Raw genomic sequence first — 22,808 nt, forward strand, 5'->3', positions numbered from 1 at the left:
TAAGGATATGTCGATCCGCGTTGATGGGCGGACGATCCTTGAACACGTCAATGCTTCGGTTTCGGCCGGAGAGATCGTGACCATCGTCGGCCCCAACGGTTCGGGCAAGTCGACGCTGCTGCGTGCGATGATCGGGGCTCTGTCGCCGTCCGAGGGCTTGGTCCGGCGCGCGCCCAACCTGCGGGTGGGATATGTGCCGCAGAAGCTGGCGCTGGATGCCGCGCTGCCCATGACCGTCCAGCGTTTCATGGGCCTGCCCCGCCGCATCTCGGCGCAGGCAGCGGTTCAGGCGCTGGATCTGGCGGGGGTGCCGGATCTGCGCAATCGGCAAATGACACAGTTGTCCGGCGGGCAGTTTCAACGCGTCTTACTGGCCCGCGCGCTTCTGGATTCGCCGCAGCTGCTGTTGCTGGATGAGGCAACGCAGGGGCTCGACCAACCGGGCGCGGCTGCATTTTACCAACGAATAGAACAGGTTCGGCGCGATCTGGGTTGCGCCATCGTCATGGTCAGCCATGATCTGCACGTGGTCATGGCGGCCTCGGACCGGGTACTGTGTCTGAACGGGCATATCTGCTGCGAAGGCGCCCCCCACACGGTCGCCGATGCCCCGGAATACCGCGCGCTGTTCGGGTCGGGCACCAAGGGCACCATGGCGCTGTATCAGCATCAGCACAGCCACTCGCACGATCACGACCATTCGCAGGACAAGGCCCACTGATGCTGGACGATTTCATGGTGCGCGCGGCGCTTGCCGGGCTCGGCGTTGCCATTGCAGCGGCCCCGCTGGGCTGTTTCGTGGTCTGGCGGCGCATGGCCTATCTGGGCGAAGCCACCGCCCACGCCGCCGTTCTGGGCGTGGCGCTGGCACTCAGCTTTTCGCTGCCGCTGCTGCCTGCAATCATCGCTGCAGCGCTGGCGATGGGGCTGACGGTGACGCTACTGCGCGGGCGCGGTTATGCGATGGACACGTTGCTGGGCGTAATGGCCCATACAGCGTTGGCTGCAGGGCTTGTGACGGTGGCCCTACTGGCCGACGTGCGACTGGACCTGAACGCCTTTCTGTTCGGCGACATTCTGGCGGTGACCCGAGGCGATCTGGCCACGATCTGGGGCGGGTGCGCACTGATTTTGTCAGTAATGGCGTGGCGTTGGTCGGCTTTGCTGGTGGCGACGCTGAACCCCGATCTGGCCCACGCCTCGGGCATCGATCCCCGGCGCGAGGAGCTGTGGCTGACGCTGGCCATGGCGCTGGCGGTAGCCGTGGCGATCAAGGTGGTTGGCGTGTTGCTGATCGCCGCGCTGCTGGTCATTCCCGCCGCCGCTGCACGCCCCCTGGTACGCACGCCCGAGGCGATGGCACTGGGTGCCGCGGTCATCGGATCTGCTGCGGCTCTGGGCGGTTTGGGCGGGGCCTATTGGGCCGACACACCGGCCGGACCGAGCATCGTTTGTGCGGGCGCCCTGATCTTTGCCATCACCGCTCTGTTGGGGCCGCTGATGCGCAAGACGGGCCGGCGCTAAAACCTGTAGCAGCGCCGTTGGAAAGCTGCTAATCAAGACGAAACAAGCACTTATGGAGTTCCCAATGATCCGCGCATTCATAATTGGCCTGGCCCTGTTCACACTGACCGCCTGCGAAACCGCAAAAGGTGCCGGCAAAGACATCGAAAAGGCCGGCGACGCCATTCAGGGCGCGGCCACGGACGTTCAGGAAAGCCTCTAATCATTCGACATATTGCGGCGATGCAATGGCGCGCCGCAATATATTGTTGCACCTCGACCTGTAACCCGCTAGCCTGACCACACAGGTGCATAGACGCGGCATTGCAGTCCTGACAGTTTAACGGGGTTCTTTTGCGCAAGCGAAAGAACCCCGTTTCCGTTTGAACGGTGACCTGTGGCAGCCTGTATAAAACCTTGATTCAAAAAAGGAAAAGACGTCAGGTGCGCAGACGCGGTCTTTGCATGTATCCTTGCGGACACCCCTGACGCCTTGCCGGTCCGATCCGCCCGAGGGACGTTCCGGTCCAGTTGCCGCAACCCCCGAAGGAGCCTTGGCCGCTGCGCCGTGTGCTATGTCACATCGCAGCACGCATCGACCTTCTGAGAGGCTGACCACCTGCCCCGAACACGAAGTCCGGACCACCTGATCCACCACCGGTAAGCCATTGCAACAAAGAACAAATCCTAAAATCTGCCTTCGTCACTCGGGCCCCCTTGGCCTTTGCGTCCCGCCCCGTTTCCGAAGATCCGTTGCGGTGACCTGACTGTTGCATCTGCCCCTGCGTGGGACAAGAAAATAGCACTGCAGCATGAAAATGAGACGGGGATAAGCTGTTGATATCCGCCGGGAGAGCGATGTGGATATCTCGGGAAACCGCGCCGCACCGCAGGGTTGTGAGGGGAAAACCGCGGACATAAGAAATCGCGCCCGATTTTACCGCTTTCTGCAACTGCAAAGGCCCGCGCGCCGCGTTAAGGGTGAATTGTTCGGTTTGTACAACACTCAGACCCCCGATCTTTCGTTTTGTACAACCGGAGATTCGCCCATGCGACTCACCATTTCGCACGCCCGCGCCCGGCTGGGCGAACTGATCACCCTCGCACAGGACCCGCGCGAGGTGATCGTGCTGACCCGCCATGGCAAGCCGCTGGCCGCGCTGGTCTCGATGGCCGAGGCCGAGCGGATCTGGCAACTGCAGGATGATGACAGGATCGGACGCAAACACCCGCTCAGCGGGCTGCGCGGGTGGTGGTCGAACGGGCGTGGAATTGCGGGGATGGAACCGGGGCCGGACGGCACATACCTCACCGCGCGCGACGCCGCGCTGAAGGTCCGCGAGATCCAGATGACCCGTGCCGAGGAACGCCGCATCCTCAAACGCGGGGGTCTGGACCCTGTCGCGGGCGGCGAGATCGCCGCCCGGCCCGTCGCCTCCCTGTGGAGACGTGTCTTCATGAGAAGCGCTCCGACCTGACCGGGGTACCTACTACTCCATGCCGCAGTCACAAATCTCAGCGGCAATGACCCCCTTTAACAACCGGTCAGGCCGAAGACGCTTCAGTTCACCTGACGCTCCAGAACGGTGCTGTAGGCCGTTCCCCGACGCAGGCTACGGAAATCCGCGTAAATCTTGCCGTCCTTGTAATAGGCATCGACGATGGCGTTGACGCCCACATCCGGATCGGCCGAGCTTTCGACCAGCCCGATCTTGCCCGAGCCATCCAGACTGATGGTGCCGGTGGCATCAAACACACGCCAGTCGGCATCGGCATTCGGACGCCACTTGCTGGGCCCCCAGAACAGGTTGTCCTGCTGCTGCTGGATATCCAGCATCCACTCGCCCTGATGAAAGCGCGGCGCATCCCCGGTGGCGGTGCGCGAGGGCGAGACCTTGGTATAGGTCCCCGTCCATGCACCGCGCAGGTCCGGCGTGGTGTCGGCCATCGAGGCGGTGGCGAGGGTGAGGCTCGTGGCCAGAGCGGCTGCTCCGGCAGTCATATATCTGGTCATGGTCTCTCCTCCTGAATGCGACCCTTTGGAGTTCAAATGCGAACATCCGTGCTGTGGGATACAGATTGGGAGGAGGTGCGGGGCTTACAAGTTTTCTAAAGGATTGTTCATGTGGGGTTCATGTTGGAGGGGTGAGGCCCGTCTCGGAAACGGTCCAGTGGAGTGAGAAAGCGTCCCGGAAACCATCCAGTGGATGGTTTCGCTTTCGAACGGGCGGAGCCCTCAGGGCCGAACGGGCGGAGCCCCGGGGGGCATGATGGGTGTGAACACCCATCCTACGTAGGGTGGGTTTTCAAACCACCGATGGGGACCGTAGGGCGGAAGAGGGTTGATCGACAGAACTGAGGGCCGCGCCGGCCCGCGGGGTGGCGCAAACGCGCCGCCCCATTGGGGGCGGGTCGGCGCGGCCCGGCGGTGCCGCCGGGCGGGTGGATTTGGGATTTCAATCAGACAAATCTATAACTTGGTGAACTTCTAGCACCTTGTAGACTACAGGTTTCCCGTTACGCGTCTGAACGACGACGTCCACGTTGAACCCTTTCTTGTAAATATTCTCGTCCGGCTCCCTTATCTCATGCTTTATCCGCTCTTCAGCCAATTCCGAGGCATACATGATCGGGAGGTCTTTTTCGGAGATCTCGTCGATAACCGCCCGTTCACCGCTACGCTTTTCTATTGGTGCATCCCCAATGTCGGAACGGGTAAAGTACATTAGAACCCGCTGGTGCTTTTTCTCACCCGGTTCTTCAAGCCGTTTGAACTCTCCCTCGATCGTCTTCTCAATTGCCCGAGCATCATTTGACGAGAATCTAAATGCCGCTTTCACCTGACGCTTGCCATCTTCGAAAGTTGCTGCCTCGAGCTTTTGGTTAGCGTCAGGGTCTCGAGCCACAGCTTGCACGGCATCAGTAAACGTTTTCAACTCAGACTTGGAAAGGCCTTCAGGCACCAAGCCGTCCTTCAACTTCTCAAGCCTCTCCTTCCAAGTATTAACAAAGTCAATGGCTTGACCTACTTGCTCCACACTGGCGGCGATAGCCGGAAATGCAGTCGCAATGACCGGCATCAGATCAGCTACAATAGAACCCGACCGCACCTCGGTGATGTAGATTTCAGCATCAGCATCCAAACCTTTACCTTCGAGGCTTTTCTTGTAGTCAGAGGCTAGTGATGTGAAAGCACTCACGAATGCTCCGAGCTCAATTGGCTGACTGTTATCTAGGGTTAATGTTAGAACAACGCTTGATTTATCTAGATAATTCTCTGTTTGCACGTTAGACACGAAAACCTCTTCTTCAAATCTTGAATTTGGCGGAGATTTACTAACAAAATCTTGAAAAGCAACAGAAATGGCTCTGGCCTAACCAGTGCCCGATTAATTAAGATACAAACTCCATTCTATCGTATCAACCCTGTGGGCACGCAGTTGGCTGCGCCAACCGCTTTCGCCCACCCGCCTTAAAAATGGCCAGCCTTTAGCTGTCCATTTTTAAGGCGCTAATAAACGCCTCCTGCGGGATATCGACCTTCCCGAACTGGCGCATCTTCTTTTTCCCCGCCTTCTGCTTATCCAGCAGTTTGCGTTTCCGCGTCGCATCGCCTCCGTAACACTTCGCGGTCACGTCCTTGCGCAGCGCCGAGAGGGTCTCGCGGGCGATGACCTTGCCTCCGATGGCGGCCTGGATCGGGATTTTGAACATATGGCGCGGGATCAGGTCTTTGAGCTTTTCGCACATCGCCCGGCCCCGCATCTCGGCCCGGTCGCGGTGAACCATGGTTGACAGGGCGTCAACGGGTTCGTCGTTCACCAGTACCGACATCTTGACCAGATTATCCTCGGTATAGCCGGTCATCTGGTAGTCAAAGCTGGCGTAACCCTTTGTTACCGATTTCAGGCGATCATAGAAATCGAACACGACTTCGTTGAGGGGAAGGTCGTACACAACCATCGCGCGGGAGCCCGCATAGGTCAGGTCCAGTTGGATGCCGCGGCGGTCCTGGCAGAGTTTCAGCACGTCGCCGAGGTATTCATCCGGCACCAGAATGGTCGCCTTGATGCGCGGTTCCTCGATATGGTCGACCTTCGAGGGGTCGGGCATGTCGGCGGGGTTGTGCAGCTCGATCATCTCGCCGTCTTTCATGTAGACGTGATAGATCACCGACGGCGCGGTGGTGATGAGCTCGATATCGTATTCGCGTTCGATCCGGTCGCGGATGACCTCTAGGTGCAACAGGCCAAGGAAGCCGCAGCGGAAGCCAAAGCCCAGCGCGGCCGAGGTTTCCATTTCGAACGAGAATGAGGCGTCGTTCAGCGCCAGTTTGTCGATCGCCTCGCGCAGGTCCTCGAATTCGGAACTGTCGACCGGGAAGAGGCCGCAGAACACTACCGGCTGCGCGGGTTTGAAGCCGTCCAGCGCGTCCTCGGTGCCGTTGCGGTCATTGGTGATCGTGTCACCCACGCGGGTGTCGCGGACCTGTTTGATGGACGCCGTGAGAAAGCCGATTTCACCGGGGCCTAGCGAGTCCACCATCTCCATCTCGGGGCGGAAAACGCCGACGCGATCGACATGGTGCAGGGTGTTGTTCGACATGAACTTGACCCGCATCCCCTTTTTCAGCGTGCCGTCCATGATGCGGACCAGAACGATGACGCCGAGATAGGCGTCGTACCACGAATCCACCAGCATCGCCTTGAGCGGCGCGTCCAGATTGCCCTGCGGCGCGGGCAGTTGCTGCACGATGGCCTCTAGCGTCTCATGGATGCCCTGCCCCGTCTTGGCGGAGACCTGAATGGCGTCGGTTGCGTCGATGCCGATCACATCCTCGATCTGTTCGGCCACGCGGTCACAGTCGGACGCGGGTAGATCGATCTTGTTCAGCACCGGAACGATTTCGTGGTCGGCGTCGATGGCCTGATAGACGTTGGCCAGCGTCTGCGCCTCGACCCCTTGGGTCGAGTCCACAACCAGCAGAGAGCCCTCGACCGCGCGCATCGACCGGCTGACCTCATAGGCAAAGTCCACGTGGCCGGGGGTGTCGATCAGGTTCAGCACATAGGCCTCACCATTGTCGGCGGTATAGTCGATGCGAACCGTGTTGGCCTTGATGGTAATGCCACGCTCGCGCTCGATATCCATGCTGTCGAGCAGCTGTTCCTTCATGTCGCGATCCTTGACTGTTCCGGTCTCTTGGATGAGCCGGTCAGCAAGGGTGGATTTGCCATGGTCGATATGCGCGACGATGGAGAAATTGCGGATATGAGCGAGGTCTGTCATGGGTTGGGGATATGTAGAGGAATCGTGGGTTGGTCAATGGGGATGTGAATGATCCAACTAGGGGAATTATATCTGGAAGACCACGACGCCGAGAAGTGGTTCAATAGTTTAGATGAAAGCATCGCTGAACAAGTCGCCTCTTTAGCCGCGCTACGAGCCTTCTTGGTCACTATGGCAGTCGCCACGAGACAACCAAAATTTGACCTAATACACTGGCGGGAAACACACGCAGATATTCGACTTGTGCTCTGTATTGTAAACAAAGCCTACTTGCCTTGGCGGCCTACCTTTTCATCTTCCCCCACGACCTTCCAAAAATTGGCTCATGCAGAACTTGATGTTACGTTAACAAGTCAGTCAAAGTTCGCGACTTACTGTTTGGAAAACGCAAACGGCACCGACAGGGAACACTGGTTTGAAGCGCTGAAATTTTGCGCGTTGGCCCTCGCGAAGCTATCTTCCGGAGATTCATCCGGATCCAAACAAGCTCAAGAAGCGGTATCACTCAGTTGGTCAAGAGTTATCGAACACGCTGAGGAAGACGCAACAGATCTCAATTCAACGCGCTTCACTGAACTTGCCGCGCCGCTCTTTTCCGAGGACTGGCTATCGGGTGAACTTTCAAATCTTTGGAAATTTGCGATAGCACGATACGATAACGATCCGCCAGAAGGCCCTCGTTTCCAATACTGGCGTGATTGGTATCGTGGATTGCTAATCGGCACGCCCTTGGACCTAGAGCTGCAATATCGACTGTTTGCGATCGATGATACGATTTGGGATAAAGGTCCAGAAGCAGTTTCGGAAGAAATCGAGAAAATCCACGCGAGACTGCAAACCGAAAGAGCTCTAGCTGAACTTAAAGATAGTTTGAGCACTCAAACTATCGCACGCCTCGGTATCGGAGGAAACAACCCTCCTGAGAACATTCAAGACGAGCACTTGTCTGGCGCAATCACATTGATTTGGGAAGCGACCGAAGAACTCTCGACAGCAATGGAGCAGGAACGTCCTGCTCGCGAGTGGGTTGAGGCGATACTAGCTAAGCTCAAATCAGGTTTGGCAAGTCTTCTTAGGTGGTGTGCAGGTAAAGTGAATTTAGCAGTTGGCACCGCAATCGTAGTTGGAACCACCAAAGGCGCGACCGTCGTTGCAGATACGTACATTGCCAAACATCCCGAGAAGATCGAAGCGCTGATTGAAGCATTAGAGCGCTGGCTGCCGTTTCTGTCCTGACCACTGCCGGGCTGAAGCCCGGCCTACGGGTGAGGAATGGGACGTTCATGACTCGGGAATGCACTTTTTCAAACCACCCGATTGATCCCTTAACCACTTTGATTCATACTCCCGCGCAGACCGAGAGGGGCATAAGACCCGTCCGGGCAGGCAAAAACGAGGCTCGAGTATGAAAAAGTTCCTCCTAATCGCATTTTGTGCGGCGTCGCTGACGGCGGTGGCTCCGGTTGCAGAAGCGGCCAAGATCAAGCAGGCGTGTTTGGCATCAGATCGGTCGGCGGCGACGCGGGATCGGTGTTCTTGCATTCAGCGGGTGGCCGATCAGGCGTTGACGCGCAGCGATCAGAAGACCGTCTCGAAATGGTTCGAAGACCCCCATCAGGCCCAGGAGTTGAAGATGTCGCAGACCGCGCGCGATGATGCGCTGTGGGATCGGTATCAGAACTTTGGCCAGATGGCGCAGGCGATCTGCAGCTAGCCTCAGGCAATCCTTGACCTGATGCCCGCTGCGCCTCAGAAATGGCGCAGCGAAAGGTGTATCTTATGGTGATGAAAGGGCTGACCCTGCGGGGCCTTGAGGTGTTCGAGGCGCTGGCACGGACCGGATCGGTGGCGCAGGCGGCCGAGATCACGGGGCTCAGCCAGCCCTCGGTTTCGCAGCAGTTGCGCAATCTGGAAAAGGCGTTGGGCACCGATCTGGTGGATCACGGGCGGCGGCCGATGCGGCTGACGCAGGCGGGGCGCAGCTTTCTGGCGCGCACGCAGGCGGTTTTGGGTGAGCTGCAGGTGGCCCAAAGCGAACTGGCGGTGATGGATCTGGGGCATCTGACCACGCTGTCCATCGGGCTGATCGACGATTTCGACAATGACCTGACGCCGCGTCTGGCAACCTTGCTGGCCGACAGTCTGACCCGATCGAAATTCAAGCTGACCACGCTGCCCAGCCTCGAGATTTTCGAGGCGCTGGTGGAACAGCGCCTGCATCTGGCGGTCTCGGCCCATAGCGGCGAGGTGCTGGAGGGGGTGGTCGAATACCCTCTGGTGCAGGATCCGTTCATTCTGGTTGCGCCCAAGGGGGCCGAGCAGCCGACGCAGCACCTGCCCTTTCTGCGCTATGCCCGCGAGCAGTTGATCAGCCGTCAGATCGAAGGCCATCTGGCCCGTCAGCAGATGGAGTTCGAGGAACGGTTCGAGATCGGCTCGCATCTTGCGCTGATGGCGATGGTAGCGCGGGGCTTGGGCTGGGCGATCACCACGCCGCTGGGCTATATGCGCGCGACCCGGTTCCATGACGGGATCGAGGTGCATCCCTCGCCCTTTGGTGAGTTTTCACGGATGATCTCGCTGTTCACCCGCACCGACTGGTCCGATCAGGTGCCGCAGGAGGTGGCGGACATGATCCGGCGGCTGATGCAGAGCCAGATCGTTGATCCGGCGGTGGCGCAGTTGCCGTGGCTGGGGGGACAGTTGAAGGTGATGGGATAGGTTCGTGCCGAGCGATCAGCCGGGCGGGTATCTCTGACCTTGCTGGTTGCTGTGTAGCCCCGCGGTGCGGGGCGGTCCGAAAGCGAGGAGCCAAGCATTTGTTAATGTTCACATCCAGCAGACTTGATCATGCTGACGGATAAACCTTTCTTAACTTGCAATCACAAGGCAATTGATCTCATAAATTGATAACCGGAGATTGTTTCGGCCAAGAAAGCGGCCTCGCTAAGGGAGAATATTGTGAAGTTCGACTTACTCGGAACAGGAATCATTGCAGGCCTTGTCGCTTGTGCCTCTGTAGCTGCCGCGGACGAATCCAAAAGCTGGCTGTTTATGGAAGTCGCGAATTCTGCGACGCTCGCCGATGGCAAGTTGGTGCTTGAAGGCATTGACGATCAGATCGTTCTGTTTGCGGACCGCCCCTATCGCGAGGCCCTGGATGCGCCCCTGCAGGGGGTCATCAAGAACTGGGACAAGGGCGACAACAGCTTTGCGGTGGACCCGCCCAATGCGGCCCTGACCGGGATCAGCGATGGGAAGCAGGTCGGGCTGATCGTCACCCTCAGCAACCCGAAGCTGGAGGGCGGCACGCTGCAGTTTGACTATCAGACCGTGAACGGGGTTGACGCCAGCGAGCTTGAATCGGTCTCGCTTGTGATCGACAACGCTCTGAAGTATCCCATTGATTGCATTATGGATAATAAAGCTTGCAGATGGTAGGGCGGCAACGTCCCGCGGCTGGCGTATCGGCCTGAACTGTGCCGTTGGTGCGGACCTCAGGCACAGTATTTGGTCATTTGGGCTGACGAGAGCGGTCGGCGATGTTCGACCCGCTGCGTCTAGGATTCCGCGCCCAGATGCGCGTCGAGCCCCGCGACCGCCTGTTCAATCAAATCCAGCGCGCCGTCGAAATCTCGGGTGTAGTAAGGGTCGGGGACGTGATCCGCGCCGGTATGGGGTGCGAAATCGGTCAGCAGGTGGACGGGGGTGTCGTTGCCCTCGGGGCGTAGGGCCTCGATTGCGGCGATGTTGTCGGAATCCATGCCGATGATCAGGTCGAAACGGGTGAAATCCCGTGCCTCGAACTGGCGCGCGCGCAGGTCGCCAAGGTTGATGTCGCGCGCGCGGGCGGTTTGTTGCATGGGCCCGTAGGGCGGTTTTCCGACATGCCAGCCCGCCGTTCCGGCGCTGTCGGTCTGGTGCTGCGGGGCGCGGGCACGGAAGGCACCCTCAGCCGCGGGTGAGCGGCAGATATTGCCGAGGCAGACGAATAGGATACGGTGTGTCATGGCAAAGGGTCTAGCGCGTGAGGCGGGTATGGGAAAGATCGTCATTCTGACCGGGGCCGGAATTTCCGCCGAAAGCGGGCTGGGCACCTTCCGCGACGAGGGCGGCCTGTGGGCGCAGCACCGGATCGAGGATGTGGCCACGCCCGAGGGTTTTGCCCGCAACCCGGCGCTGGTGCATGGGTTCTATAACGCGCGGCGGGTGCAGGCGGCCAAGGCGCAGCCCAACGCGGCGCATCGGGCGCTGGCGCGGTTGCAACGGGACTGGGGCAAAGAGGTGATCATCGTCACCCAGAATGTCGACAGCCTGCACGAGGCCGGAGGGGCCGCGCGCGTGATCCATATGCATGGCACGCTGGCGGGGGCTTTGTGTGGGGCCTGCGGGCATCGTTGGACCTCACCATCCGAGATGCAGGTGGGCGAGCGCTGCCCGGCCTGTCAGCAACCCTCGGCCCGGCCCGACGTGGTGTGGTTTGGCGAGATGCCCTATTTCATGGATGAGATATTCGACCATCTGGCTGGGGCCAGCCTGTTTGCCTCGATCGGGACCTCGGGTCAGGTCTATCCGGCGGCGGGCTTCGTGCAAGAGGCGCGGGCCGTGGGCGCGCGGACGGTTGAGCTGAACCTTGAATCCTCGGCCGGGGCGTCGCTGTTTGACGAGGCCCTGCTGGGGCCTGCGTCCGAGGTGGTGCCGCGCTGGGTGGACGGGCTGCTGGCGCAGGGTGACACGTGATAGGGGCAGACAGCGGCGTCCGTTCCCGTCTATGGTGCTGAAAACACGAAAAGAGTGAGTGATATGACTGATCTGCCGCCCCAAGATGGGGAAATCCTTGATGATGCCAGCATTAACGCCCGCGATACGCTCAGCACCAATCTGGCCAGCCTGTGGTGGACCTTTCTGCTGCGCGGGATACTGGCCGGTCTGATCGGGATCGCGGCGCTGTTCTGGCCGACGGGCAGTATCTCGGTTCTGCTGCGGCTGGTGGGGGTGCTGCTGATCCTGGATGGCGCGCTGACATGGCTGGGCTTCGGGCGGCGCGGGTTGATCGGAGGCGTGGGCATCGGCACCGCGTTGATCGGGCTGGTGCTGCTGATCTGGCCGCAGGGGGTGGCGTGGCTGGCGTTTACCCTGATGGGGGCGATGGCGCTGTTTGTGGCCATCGGATCCTTCATGGCGCTGCCGCAGATGCACCCGCAGGACCCCGAGCGCGCGACGGTGCGCAATTCAGGTATCGTGGCGCTGATCATCGGGCTGGTGCTGATCTTCTGGCCCGGCAGCGGCATGGTCGCGCTGGGCTGGGCGATTGCGTTCTTTGCGCTGACCTCGGCGGTGGTGATGTTCTTTCTGGCGGCGCGGTTCAAAAAGGCTGGCGACCGGGTGGGCATGAAAACCGTCAACCGCTAAGGCAACAGGCCGGGCATTGCCCGGCCTGACGCATGGATGATGGCCACCGGACCGGTGGCTTGAAGACAGGCGTCAGTTCGAGTGCCCGTGGCCGCCCTGACGCTCAAGGTCGATTGGGATCTCGACCACCACCTCTCCGGCGTTTTCGAAGATCAGCGTCACGGGCACGGTCGCGCCCTGTTCGAACGGCGCTTTGAGGCCCATGAACATCACATGATCGCCGCCACGCTGCAGCATGTGGGTTTCACCTGCGGGAATGGCAAAGCCTTCCTCGACATGCACCATCTTGGCAACGCCGTTTTCGTCGACCTTGTGGGTATGCAGTTCGACCCGGGCCGAAACATCCGAGGTCACGCCGATCAGGCGGTCATCGGTGTCGCCCTGGTTTTCGATCATCATGAAGGCCGCGCCCGCCTTGGCGGCCTTGCCGCCCGAGCGGGCATAGGCGTCGCCGATCACGATGGTGTCGGCGGCAAGTGCCCCCGAGGCGAGCGCGATGGTGGTCAGGGTGGCAAGCAGGGTGGATTTGAGGGTCATGTTAACCTCTCCTTTGTAACAGTCTGATTTTCCTTGGGATGGGTGTTACAAAGGCACGGGCGGCGCGCGGGCCGGTTGGCGGGGCTGCGGGGCCGCGATCAGGTTATCGGCGCGCAACAGTGGCGCAGGCAGGGCCCGGGACGGGGCCGCAGGCAGCGCCGCCTGGGCCGGATGGACCGCCCCCAACAGGCTGAGCGCATAGTCCGGGCAATAATGCGGCGCGCGTGCCGGCTGACCGTCTTCGTCCATATAGACGACGACAGGCCCGGTGCCGGTACACAGCACCATCTGCCCTACCGCACGGTCGATCCCGCGCGACGCCGCCAGCCCCTGCCCGGTGAGGATCACCAGCAGCGACAGGGCATAAGGCAGATATGTGCGGAAAAAGCCCGGCATCTCAGCCCGCACTTAACCCCGCCCCCCGGTATGCTTCAAGCGGAAAGGCGGGGCTGAGACAGTATGACAGGCTCAGGGTTTTGGGGGCCGCTGCGTCTGGGTGTTCATCCCGGTGTGCAGGCGGTTTACCCGGCGCTGCATCCGGGTGCAGCGGGCGACGACCGTGGCAATACTGGTCGGTAACAGAAAAAGGAAATTGGCAACTTTGAAAGGCATTATGAACCCTCCACAATGATAATAAGCGTGAAGATAGCTCGCATTCAGCGCCGCGTATGTGAACAACATCACCAATCCGGGCGTTTTATGGTCGATTTGGGAACAATCGACGCGAGGATGCGCAACGAAAAAGCCCCGCACCGGAAGGTGCAGGGCCGTAATCTCGGGTGAGAAAGGGGTTTAGGCCGAGGCTTGTGCCTTGGCGATTTCCTTTTTCACTTTCAGGGCGTTTGCCGACAGCTCATCATCCTTGGCTTTGGCCAGGAACGCGTCCAGACCACCACGGTGGTCGACCGAGCGCAGGGCAGCCGCCGAGATGCGCAGCTTGACGCCACGACCCAGAGTCTCGGACTGCAGGGTCACATCGTTCAGGTTGGGCAGAAAACGGCGACGAGTTCTGTTTTTGGCGTGGCTGACATTGTTGCCAGTCATCGGGCCTTTTCCGGTCAGTTCGCAACGGCGCGACATGGTTTCTTCCTTTGTTTCTGGAGGCCGGGTCCAGGACCCACGGCCAAATCACAAGAGGCGCAACCCGAAGTCGCGCCCGAAAACTGGTTGGATGCGTGTAGTGGGAATCGCCCGAAGGGTCAAGACGGGTGCGGCGAAATCTTTGCGCGCCCGTCGAATTCCTTTGTGGCGCAGGGCGCGGGGGCCTGCAACAGGGGTTTATTGTTCTTCAAATGGCGCGAGATCAGCTGCGCCTGAAGCCGCCCGCGCGGGATCGGGCGGGCCGGGTCGGTGCAGTGATCCATATCCATCAGCTCGGGGAAAATCGCGAAAATCTCTTGCCGAGCCGCCGGGCTGAGCGATTTCAGCGCCTCGGGGCCGGTGAACAGGCTTTCGGTCGGGGCGTCTTCGGCAAAGATCACCTGATGGCGGTCGAACAGCAGGTGGAAGTATTCGACGCTGTCGACGGTGTCATCGACATAAATCCCTGGCAGCGCGGTCAGTTTGATGGTGGGGATCAGCACTTCTGCGGCCCCGAACATGCGTTGGGCGATCTTGGACTGCACCAGCATCCGGTGCTGACGCGAGACCAGAAGATCGCGCTGTGGCAGGCCCCGGCCCAGCGCGCCGGCCAGAATGCGCACCGGCCAGAGCCGGGGATTGGCCCGCAACGTCGCGCGTTCGAACCGCCGCCGACCGATCCATCGAATCGGCTGAGGCCCCTGCCCCAGCGTGGAAATCAGGTCTCCGGCCTGCAGGGACTGAACCGGGGCGGGCCCCTGCCCGGTGGCAATCAGCGTGTCGCGGGTGAAACAGGGGATGCCCGCGCCGCCATCGAACGACCGGTAGCTGACGGTCGACCCCGAGGGCAGCGTGAACGAGCCGGTCGACAGGGAATAGCTAACGCCTTCCTCGACCGTGAAGGTGCCGAAGTTGTTGTCGGTGACAACCGTCCCCACCGGCAGGTTCAGGGTATCGGTGCCCGCCCCGCCGCGCAGGTCACCGCTGACCGTGGTGCTTTGAAAATTCAGCGTGTCGTTGCCGCCGCCCAGTCGAATACTGTCTACGTCGGACCCGCGCACCGTCACGGTGTCGCTGCCGCTGCCGCCGGCGATCAGGCCGCCGACGGTGCTGCTGGTGATGACGATATCGTCGTTGTCCTGATTGCCGCGGATGCTGCCGGTGATGGTGCTGCCGGTGACAGTGATCGTGTCATCACCCGCCTGCCCGCTGATATTGTCGATCGGTGACCCTTGCGGCGTCCCGTTCAGGGTGCCGGAGTCATTTGTGACTTCAATATCGTCATCGCCATTCGTGCCGTTGATATTGGGCATATGCGGCGGCTCCTGAACACTCGGTCAGCGGGTGTAATGCCCTATCGTATCACGATTTTCGCCACCGGTCAGCCCGGGATACAATCGGAGGGTTAACCGTTGCCGGGCCGGTACACCTAGGCCTGTTCCGGCATCAGCGCGCGCAGCATCTGATCGGCGGCCGCCGAGGGGCCGAGCCGCCCGGTGGTGACCTCGCTGCCCAGACGCTCCATCTCGGCGCGGGCCTGCGGGGTTGAGAGTCGCGCCAGCAGGGCCTGCCGGACCTCTTGTTCGAACCAGTATTGCGCCTGTTGCGCCCGGTTGGCGTCCCAGTGCCCGGCCTTGCGCCGCGCGGCGCTGAGCGCCTGCATCTCGTCCCACGCCTGTTCCAGCCCGTGTTCTTCAACCGCCGAGACGGTCATGGCCTTGGGGAACCCCTCGGGGTCCTGCGGGCGTTTGCGCAGCAGGCGCAGCGCCCCGGCATAATCGGCGCAGGTGCGGGTGGCGGTGGCTTTCAGATCACCATCGGCCTTGTTGATAAGGATCATGTCCGCCATCTCCATGATGCCGCGTTTGACGCCCTGCAACTCATCGCCGCCCGCCGGGGCCAGCAGCAACAGGAACAGGTCGGACATCTCGGCCACCACGGTTTCCGATTGGCCGACACCGACGGTTTCGATCAGCACGACGTCGAACCCCGCCGCCTCGCACAAAGCGATGGCCTCGCGGGTGCGGCGGGCGACGCCGCCAAGGTGGCTCTGGCTGGGAGAGGGGCGGATAAAGGCGTTTTTCTCGCGGCTGAGGCGTTCCATCCGGGTTTTGTCGCCCAGAATGGACCCGCCGGAACGGGCCGAGCTGGGATCGACGGCCAGAACCGCGACGCGCAGCCCCTGCCCCGTCAGCATCATGCCGAAGGCTTCGATAAAGGTGGATTTGCCAACGCCGGGCGTGCCCGACAGCCCGATACGCAGCGCCTGCCGCCCGGCCCCGGCCAACTGCTCCAGCAGCTCTGCCGCCTGCGCCCGGTGATCGGCGCGACCGCTTTCGACCAGCGTAATTGCCCGGGCCAGTGCCCGGCGGTCTCCGTTCAAAATCCTGTCACCAAGGCTGTCCATCTGCATTCCGAACCTAGTTTTACTCCGCAGGACCAGTTGCCTTTGCCAAAGGTGATTTGTCCAGAGCCAAGCGCTGAGGAATGACCGTGATACAGAATGTTCGCGCGCCTGTTGTGCTGATGATGCTGCTAAGTCCACCGATGGCGGCGCTCGCCGAGGTGGACCAGAGCAGCTTTGCCCTGCGCGCGTTGGGGGTCAAAGTTGGCGAGTTGACGCTTAACGCTGAGATCAGTGCCAGTCGCTATGCGGTGGCGTCGCGACTGGAGACCACGGGGCTGGCCTCGGCCATCAAACGGGTGCGGTTCGAGATCGCGGCACAAGGCCGTCGTCGGGGTGCGCGATTTGTTCCACAGCGCTATGTCGAGGATGAGGTCGCGGGCCAGCGCGAGACGCGCGTGCGGCTGGACTACACGCAGGGCGTGGCGCGAGCCAGCGGGACCGAGATCAGCGATCGGGGCGATCATGCGGTTACGGATGCGCAGCAGCGCGGGGCGGTGGACCCGCTGACCGCGATATACATGGTGCTGCGGGATCAACCGCCCGAAGACTTGTGCACATTGAGGCAGAAGATTTTTGACGGAGAGCGGCTGACCGAGATCACCCTGACCCGACGCAACGCGCGGGGCAGAAACGTGCTGTGCAGCGGGTATTTCACGCGGGTGGCGGGCTATCGCCCCGGTGATCTGCGGCAAGGCAGCCGGTTTGCCGTCACCGTGACCTATTCCCCTGCCGGGCCACTCATGCAGGCGATGCGAGTTGATGCGGAGACCGTGTTCGGGGCCGCCACGGTGGTGCGGAAGTAGCGGAAACTGGACCTCTGCCCGGCTTTGGCAGATAAAGCGCGGATGACGACGCCCCTGCCAATTGACGATGCTATCCCTGAATTGCTGGACGCCCTGCGCGCCCATGGCCGCGCGGTGCTGCAGGCGCCTCCGGGCGCGGGGAAAACCACGCGGGTGCCGTTGGAGATATTGCACGCGGGTCTGTGCGACGGGCGCATCGTGATGCTGGAGCCGCGGCGACTGGCCGCGCGCGCCGCCGCCGAGCGGATGACCGAGACACTGAGCGAACCCGTGGGTCAGACCGTCGGCTACCGCGTGCGGGGCGAGGCGAAGGTGTCGAAAACCACCCGGATCGAGGTCGTGACCGAGGGCATCCTGACCCGGATGCTGCAATCGGACCCCGACCTGCCGGGCGTTGGTGCGGTGATTTTCGATGAGTTTCACGAACGCTCCCTGAACGCCGATCTGGGGTTGGCGCTGTGCCTTGAAGTGACCGGCGCGCTGCGCGATGACCTGATCCTGCTGGCGATGTCGGCGACGCTGGATGCCGAGCCCGTTGGGCGGCTGATGGATGCGCCTTTGGTCACGTCCGAAGGGCGCAGTTACCCGGTCGAAACCCGCTGGCTGGACCGGCCCTTGGGGGCGCAGGCACGGCGGCTGGATGCGCTGATCGATCTGGTGGTGCGGGCCGAGCGCGAGACGACAGGCGGGATGCTGGTCTTCCTGCCCGGCGAGGGTGAGATACGCCGCGCCGAGGCGGCTTTGGCCAGCCGTTTGCCCGGCACATGCACGGTGCGGCCCCTGTTCGGTGCCCTGCCCTTTGCCGCCCAACGCGCGGCGATTGCGCCGGTTGAGGCCGGGCGCAAGGTGGTGTTGGCGACGTCGATTGCCGAAACCTCGCTGACCATTCCCGATATCCGGGTGGTGGTGGATATGGGTCAGGCGCGGCGGGCGCGGTTCGATCCGGGCTCGGGCATGTCGCGGCTGGTCACCGAACGGGTGACGCGGGCCGAGGCGACCCAGCGCGCGGGCCGTGCGGGGCGGGTGGCGGAAGGCGTGTGCTATCGGCTTTGGTCCAAAGGCGAAGAGGGTGCACTGGCCGCCTACCCGCCCGCCGAGATCGAAGCGGCGGACCTGACGGGGTTGGCGTTGGAGCTGGCGTTGTGGGGCGCGGAACCGGGTGATCTGGCGTTCCTGACGCCGCCGCCCGAGGGGACGATGGCTGAGGCGCGGGCCTTGCTGGGGATGCTGGGTGCGCTGGATGACAAGGGGCGGATCACCGACCATGGCCGGGCGCTGGCGGCGCTGCCGCTGCATCCGCGGCTGGGTCATATGCTGATACGCGCGGGGCCGGATGCTGCGCCTTTGGCCGCGCTGATGGCCGAGCGTGACCCGCTGCGCGGCGCTCCGGCAGATTTGTTATTGCGGTTGGAGGCGTTGCGCGATGTACGCGCGTTTCAGCGCAACCGTGTCTGGCAGGTCAACATGGGCGTGCTGGACCGGATCAGGGCCGAGGCGAAGCGGCTGCGATCAAAAGGCGCGGCAACCGATCTGAGCCCGGCGGCGATGGCCGCGCTGGCCTATCCCGACCGGATCGGGCAGCGGCGCAAGGGGGATGTGCCGCGCTATGTGCTGTCGGGCGGCAAGGGTGTGGTGCTGGAGAGCGGCGATACGCTGGCCGCAGCGCCTTATCTCGTCGTGACGGATACGGATGGGAACCCGCGCGAGGCGCGGGTGCGGATGGCGACGCAGATATCTGAGGGCGAAATCCGCGATCTGTTCGGGGATCAGATCGCATGGGTCGACAGCTGCGACTGGTCCAAGCGCGAGCGCCGCGTGGTGGCCCGGCGGCAGGAGCGGTTTGGGGCAATCACGCTGGACGACCGCATCTGGAAGGACGCGCCTGAAGACAGGATCGCGGGGGCGATGCTGGATGGGGTGCGCGATCTGGGGGTGCGGCTGTCCGGGGCCTCGGCCCGGCTGGCGGCGCGGGTAGAGCTGGTGCGCGCGGGCGGGGGTGATCTGCCCGATTTCTCGGATCAGGGGTTGATGGATACGCTTGAGGACTGGCTGCTGCCGATGCTGAGCGGTGTGCGCAACGCAGATGAGTGGAAACGGTTCGACCTGCTGCCTGCCCTGCGCGCGCGGCTGGACTGGGCGCAGACGCAAGAGCTGGACCAGCGCGCGCCGGGGTCGTTTGTGACGCCTCTGGGCCGCAAGGTGCCGATCGAGTATGGCGGGGCGGTGCCCGAAATCTCGGTCCGGTTGCAGGAGATGTTCGGGGTTACGCGGCATCCGGTTGTGGGGCGCGAGGCGCTGAAAATCACGCTGCTGTCCCCGGCGCAGCGGCCCATTCAGATCACCCGTGATCTGCCGGGATTCTGGGCGGGATCTTATGCGGATGTGCGCAAGGATATGCGCGCTCAGTACCCCAAGCATCCCTGGCCCGAAGACCCGACACAGGCCGACCCGACCCTGCGGGCGAAGCGGCGCAAGGGCTGAAAGGCCACGTCAGGCCGGGGACTTCCCCACGAATTTTTAGGAAGTACGAGGCATCAAACGCCACATATGAGGGCAATATCGCCGATATTCGGTCAAATATGACCATTTTCCAACCGGAACATTGCGCAATCGGTCATAAATGACTAATTAAGATCTATAACAAAGAATAACGACGACCGAGCAGGCGATAGATGACCAAATGGCTACGTAATATCTGGGAAGAGGTCGCCAGGCCGATGATCCTGCGTCCGCGACGGGTGCAGGTGGCGGCGCTGTGCACCCGTGCCTCGGACACCGGCCCGGACGTCCTGCTGATCACCAGCCGCGATACCGGACGCTGGATCATCCCCAAGGGCTGGCCGATTGATGGGCTGGACGGAGCTGAAACCGCGCGGCAGGAGGCCTGGGAAGAGGCCGGCGTGCGGGCCGCCGACGGGACTGCTGAGCTGGTCGGGGCGTTCTCGTACCACAAGGTCCTGAAGGACGGGTCGGCGCAGCAGGTCGTCACCAGCGTCTATCATATCGAAGTTGCCGATCTGGCTGATGACTATCCCGAGGCCGATCAGCGCAAGCGGTGCTGGGTCTCGCCCGAAATTGCCGCAGACCGGGTGCAGGAACCCGAATTGCAGGATTTGCTGCGTCAATTGTAACAATTATGTAAAATTCCGATGACACAGGTTGCCGCCCCTTCCGGAAAGGAGTAGCGGCGGGCGTCAAATCATACAGGCCCTGCAAAACCGATGTCTGATCCGACCCCCAAGTCCCGCTGGCACGCGCTGGACAGCGATCTTCACCGACTGTCGCGCGTCGAACACGCCAGCACCCATGTGGCCCGCCCGCTGCAGGGCCCCGGCATTGCACTGGCGTTTATCGTGCTGGCAGGACTGGTCGCCGCAGCGCTGTTCGGGCGCGCCGAGGGTGGGCTGATCGTTGCGGCGGCAGCGGCATTCGGAGCCTACATGGCGATCAATATCGGCGCCAATGACGTGGCCAACAACATGGGCCCCGCCGTGGGTGCCAATGCGTTGACCATGGGGGGCGCGATCCTGATCGCCGCTATCGCGGAAAGCGCCGGCGCGCTGCTGGCGGGGGGCGATGTGGTCTCGACCATTTCCAAGGGGATCATCGACCCGGCCTCGGTCCAGAACAGCAATGTGTTCATCTGGGCGATGATGGCGGCGCTGATTTCCTCGGCTTTGTGGGTCAATCTGGCGACCTGGGTCGGCGCGCCCGTCTCGACCACGCATTCGGTCGTGGGCGGCGTTATGGGGGCTGGTATCTCGGCTGCCGGGCTGGGCGCGGTCAGCTGGGGCACGATGGGGGCGATTGCGGCCAGTTGGGTGATCTCTCCGGTTCTGGGCGGGGTGATTGCGGCGGTGTTTCTGGCGCTGATCAAGTCGAAGATCCAGTATCAGGACGACAAGATCGCCGCTGCGCGCAAGTGGGTGCCCGTTCTTGTGGCCGTGATGGCAGGCGCGTTTGCGACCTATCTGGCGGTCAAGGGGTTGAAGCGGATCGTCAAGGTCGACATTCAGATGGCGCTGCTGATCGGGCTGGCCTTTGGTGGGCTGGTCTGGGCGGTGACGGTGCCGTGGGTGCGGCGCAAATCCGAAGGGTTGGAGAACCGCACCCGGTCGCTAAAGACGCTGTTCGGGCTGCCGCTGGTGATCTCGGCCACGTTTCTGAGTTTTGCGCACGGGGCCAATGATGTCGCCAATGCGGTAGGTCCGCTGGCGGCGATTGTTCATGCGGCTGAATTTGGGGATTTTGCCTCGAAAGTGTCGATCCCGTCATGGGTCATGGTGATCGGGGCGTTTGGGATTTCCTTTGGCCTGTTCCTGTTTGGCCCCAAGCTGATCCGGATGGTGGGCAGCCAGATCACCAAGCTGAACCCGATGCGCGCCTTTTGCGTGGCGCTGTCGGCGGCAATCACCGTGATCGTGGCCAGTTGGCTGGGGCTGCCTGTAAGCTCGACCCATATTGCGGTGGGTGCGGTGTTTGGCGTGGGCTTTTACCGCGAATGGCACGCGGACCGGCGGTGGAAGCTGTCGAACCGCCAGCGCCCTGCCGAGCTGCGGCTGGCGCGTGAGGAGCATCGGCGGCGCAAGCTGGTCCGCCGGTCGCATTTCATGACCATCGTGGCGGCCTGGGTGATTACGGTTCCGGCTGCGGCGGTGATGTCGGCGGTGATCTTCCGGGTGCTTACGGTGTTCGGCTGAGGTTTTTGCGAGGCTCTGCCTCGCGCTCCGGGATATTTATGGCCAGATGAAGCAGGGGATCAGAGGGTAATCTGGTCCGGTTGCAGGGGCGTGGTCGGGGCCTTGTGGATCAGGCTGGCCACTTTTTCGTTGATGGGCGTCGGGATGTTTTGGGTGCGGCCCAGGCGGATGACCTCGCCCTGCAGGCCGTCGATTTCGGTGGGGCGGCCTGCCATCAGGTCATAAGCCATCGAGGTGCGCGCGCTGGGGTCGATGGTGAGCATCTTTGCCGCGATCCGGGTGAACAGCGGTGTGGGCAGGCGCAGGATATAGGGTGTCATCCAAGCGGGTAGCGGCGTTGTGGAGGCGACGGGTTTGTGGGCCGCTTTGAGGACGGCCAACGCCTCGGCCATCTGGTCGGCCATCAGGCGGCGCCAGTTGCGGTCGCGCAGTTGCGCCTGCAGGGTCAGGCCCGAGAGCGCGTTCAGTGCGTTGTTGAGGTTGAGGAGCAGTTTGCCCCATTGCACTGCTTCGATCTGGTCGCTTTCCGAGATCGGCAGGTCCGGGGTGCTGAGATGGGTCGCCAGCGCCTTGGGGCCTGTTTCGATGATGATCTCGCCTGAGGTGGCGCGGTGATAGGTGGCCTCGGCCCTCGGGACCACGTTGAACGGCACCATGCCGGCGCGGATATCGCGCCCGGGCAGCGCTGCGCGCAGGGTTTGGGCGTTGTCCATGCCGTTTTGCCAGGACAGCACCGGGGTTTTGTCGCTTGCATGGGCCGCGATCAGGGCGGCCATATCAGCCGTTGCGCCCGATTTGACCGTGACGATGATCAGGTCGGTGTTCTGCAGGCAGGAGGGGTCTTCGGTCGGGGTCAGCTGGTCGGCGGGAATGGTGCGGGCCATGCCGGTGAAATCCGTCACCGCCAGCCCCTGCGCGCGAATGGGATCCAGCACGCGGGCGCGGCCCAGCAGGGTCACGTCGTGGCCCGCTGCGGCCAGATGTGCGCCGCAATAGCAGCCGATGCTGCCTGCGCCTGCGATGGCGATTTTCATGGCGGTCCCTCCGTCCCGCGAAGGATCACCGGGATGGTGCCAT

Annotated in this window: 24 protein-coding genes; 14 read left to right on the top strand and 10 right to left on the bottom strand. The window is 62.2% G+C overall.

Annotated features, from left to right (window positions below):
- Window positions 1–7: 7 nt before the first annotated feature.
- The 4 genes from ACR0J1_RS08550 to ACR0J1_RS08565 all read left to right on the top strand — a co-directional run bounded on the left by ACR0J1_RS08550 (window position 8) and on the right by ACR0J1_RS08565 (window position 2,981).
- Window positions 8–721: a metal ABC transporter ATP-binding protein gene (locus ACR0J1_RS08550; protein ID WP_480732741.1), complete on the top strand. Its 714-nt coding sequence runs from the start codon at window positions 8–10 to the stop codon at window positions 719–721.
- Entirely contained in the window at window positions 721–1,524 is an 804-nt protein-coding gene (locus ACR0J1_RS08555) for an iron chelate uptake ABC transporter family permease subunit (protein ID WP_480732681.1), read from the top strand. Before ACR0J1_RS08550 ends, ACR0J1_RS08555 begins: the two co-directional genes overlap by 1 nt.
- A 64-nt stretch (window positions 1,525–1,588) precedes the next feature.
- Window positions 1,589–1,726, top strand: coding sequence for an entericidin A/B family lipoprotein (locus ACR0J1_RS08560; RefSeq protein ID WP_480732680.1), 138 nt, complete (start codon window positions 1,589–1,591; stop codon window positions 1,724–1,726).
- A gap of 826 nt (window positions 1,727–2,552) precedes the next feature.
- On the top strand, window positions 2,553–2,981 hold the full coding sequence (locus ACR0J1_RS08565) for a type II toxin-antitoxin system Phd/YefM family antitoxin (RefSeq protein ID WP_480732679.1): 429 nt from the start codon (window positions 2,553–2,555) through the stop codon (window positions 2,979–2,981).
- Window positions 2,982–3,064: 83 nt separating this feature from the next.
- Here ACR0J1_RS08565 and ACR0J1_RS08570 read toward each other — a convergent pair whose 3' ends face one another.
- From ACR0J1_RS08570 to lepA, 3 genes are all read right to left on the bottom strand, one after another.
- Window positions 3,065–3,517 (bottom strand): hypothetical protein, encoded by a 453-nt coding sequence (locus tag ACR0J1_RS08570; RefSeq protein WP_480732678.1) that lies wholly within the window; start codon window positions 3,515–3,517, stop codon window positions 3,065–3,067.
- A gap of 442 nt (window positions 3,518–3,959) precedes the next feature.
- Window positions 3,960–4,799 (bottom strand): hypothetical protein, encoded by an 840-nt coding sequence (locus tag ACR0J1_RS08575; protein ID WP_480732677.1) that lies wholly within the window; start codon window positions 4,797–4,799, stop codon window positions 3,960–3,962.
- Between the two features lie 193 nt (window positions 4,800–4,992).
- Window positions 4,993–6,792, bottom strand: coding sequence for a translation elongation factor 4 (gene lepA, locus ACR0J1_RS08580; protein ID WP_480732676.1), 1,800 nt, complete (start codon window positions 6,790–6,792; stop codon window positions 4,993–4,995).
- Window positions 6,793–6,840: 48 nt separating this feature from the next.
- On the opposite strand from lepA, the gene ACR0J1_RS08585 reads away from it, so the two are divergent.
- From ACR0J1_RS08585 to ACR0J1_RS08600, 4 genes are all read left to right on the top strand, one after another.
- Complete coding sequence (locus ACR0J1_RS08585; RefSeq protein ID WP_480732675.1) at window positions 6,841–8,028, top strand: hypothetical protein; 1,188 nt, start codon at window positions 6,841–6,843, stop codon at window positions 8,026–8,028.
- Between the two features lie 169 nt (window positions 8,029–8,197).
- A complete protein-coding gene (locus ACR0J1_RS08590) occupies window positions 8,198–8,506 on the top strand; it encodes a hypothetical protein (protein WP_480732674.1) in 309 nt (102 codons plus the stop codon).
- Between the two features lie 65 nt (window positions 8,507–8,571).
- A complete protein-coding gene (locus ACR0J1_RS08595; protein ID WP_480732673.1) occupies window positions 8,572–9,513 on the top strand; it encodes a LysR family transcriptional regulator in 942 nt (313 codons plus the stop codon).
- Between the two features lie 333 nt (window positions 9,514–9,846).
- The gene (locus ACR0J1_RS08600; RefSeq protein WP_480732672.1) at window positions 9,847–10,233 is read left to right on the top strand and encodes a hypothetical protein; all 387 of its coding nucleotides are present in this window, start codon (window positions 9,847–9,849) and stop codon (window positions 10,231–10,233) included.
- A 119-nt stretch (window positions 10,234–10,352) separates the two neighbouring features.
- Here the strand turns inward: ACR0J1_RS08600 and ACR0J1_RS08605 are convergent, their stop codons facing one another.
- Complete coding sequence (locus tag ACR0J1_RS08605) at window positions 10,353–10,802, bottom strand: low molecular weight protein-tyrosine-phosphatase (protein WP_480732671.1); 450 nt, start codon at window positions 10,800–10,802, stop codon at window positions 10,353–10,355.
- Window positions 10,803–10,830: 28 nt separating this feature from the next.
- Between ACR0J1_RS08605 and ACR0J1_RS08610 the strand changes: the two genes are divergently transcribed.
- Both ACR0J1_RS08610 and ACR0J1_RS08615 read left to right on the top strand, forming a co-directional pair.
- Complete coding sequence (locus ACR0J1_RS08610) at window positions 10,831–11,532, top strand: NAD-dependent deacylase (protein WP_480732740.1); 702 nt, start codon at window positions 10,831–10,833, stop codon at window positions 11,530–11,532.
- Between the two features lie 63 nt (window positions 11,533–11,595).
- Window positions 11,596–12,204, top strand: coding sequence for an HdeD family acid-resistance protein (locus ACR0J1_RS08615; protein WP_480732670.1), 609 nt, complete (start codon window positions 11,596–11,598; stop codon window positions 12,202–12,204).
- Between the two features lie 72 nt (window positions 12,205–12,276).
- Here the strand turns inward: ACR0J1_RS08615 and ACR0J1_RS08620 are convergent, their stop codons facing one another.
- The 5 genes from ACR0J1_RS08620 to meaB all read right to left on the bottom strand — a co-directional run bounded on the left by ACR0J1_RS08620 (window position 12,277) and on the right by meaB (window position 16,234).
- On the bottom strand, window positions 12,277–12,741 hold the full coding sequence (locus tag ACR0J1_RS08620) for a copper chaperone PCu(A)C (RefSeq protein WP_480732669.1): 465 nt from the start codon (window positions 12,739–12,741) through the stop codon (window positions 12,277–12,279).
- Between the two features lie 45 nt (window positions 12,742–12,786).
- A complete protein-coding gene (locus ACR0J1_RS08625) occupies window positions 12,787–13,149 on the bottom strand; it encodes a hypothetical protein (RefSeq protein WP_480732668.1) in 363 nt (120 codons plus the stop codon).
- 384 nt (window positions 13,150–13,533) lie between these two features.
- Window positions 13,534–13,821, bottom strand: a complete 288-nt coding sequence (gene rpmB / locus ACR0J1_RS08630) for a 50S ribosomal protein L28 (protein ID WP_008756960.1) — start codon at window positions 13,819–13,821, stop codon at window positions 13,534–13,536.
- Between the two features lie 119 nt (window positions 13,822–13,940).
- Entirely contained in the window at window positions 13,941–15,134 is a 1,194-nt protein-coding gene (locus ACR0J1_RS08635; RefSeq protein ID WP_480732667.1) for a Hint domain-containing protein, read from the bottom strand.
- Window positions 15,135–15,250: 116 nt separating this feature from the next.
- Window positions 15,251–16,234 (bottom strand): methylmalonyl Co-A mutase-associated GTPase MeaB, encoded by a 984-nt coding sequence (gene meaB / locus ACR0J1_RS08640; protein WP_480732666.1) that lies wholly within the window; start codon window positions 16,232–16,234, stop codon window positions 15,251–15,253.
- Between the two features lie 80 nt (window positions 16,235–16,314).
- On the opposite strand from meaB, the gene ACR0J1_RS08645 reads away from it, so the two are divergent.
- From ACR0J1_RS08645 to ACR0J1_RS08660, 4 genes are all read left to right on the top strand, one after another.
- Window positions 16,315–17,031: a DUF3108 domain-containing protein gene (locus tag ACR0J1_RS08645; protein ID WP_480732665.1), complete on the top strand. Its 717-nt coding sequence runs from the start codon at window positions 16,315–16,317 to the stop codon at window positions 17,029–17,031.
- Between the two features lie 42 nt (window positions 17,032–17,073).
- A complete protein-coding gene (gene hrpB, locus ACR0J1_RS08650; protein ID WP_480732664.1) occupies window positions 17,074–19,512 on the top strand; it encodes an ATP-dependent helicase HrpB in 2,439 nt (812 codons plus the stop codon).
- Between the two features lie 191 nt (window positions 19,513–19,703).
- On the top strand, window positions 19,704–20,162 hold the full coding sequence (locus ACR0J1_RS08655; protein WP_480732663.1) for an NUDIX hydrolase: 459 nt from the start codon (window positions 19,704–19,706) through the stop codon (window positions 20,160–20,162).
- 90 nt (window positions 20,163–20,252) lie between these two features.
- Window positions 20,253–21,731, top strand: a complete 1,479-nt coding sequence (locus ACR0J1_RS08660; protein WP_480732662.1) for an inorganic phosphate transporter — start codon at window positions 20,253–20,255, stop codon at window positions 21,729–21,731.
- A 59-nt stretch (window positions 21,732–21,790) separates the two neighbouring features.
- Here the strand turns inward: ACR0J1_RS08660 and ACR0J1_RS08665 are convergent, their stop codons facing one another.
- Entirely contained in the window at window positions 21,791–22,765 is a 975-nt protein-coding gene (locus ACR0J1_RS08665; RefSeq protein WP_480732661.1) for a 2-dehydropantoate 2-reductase, read from the bottom strand.
- Window positions 22,766–22,808 lie beyond the last annotated feature (43 nt).

Source organism: Ruegeria sp. CJ3 (assembly GCF_056536725.1).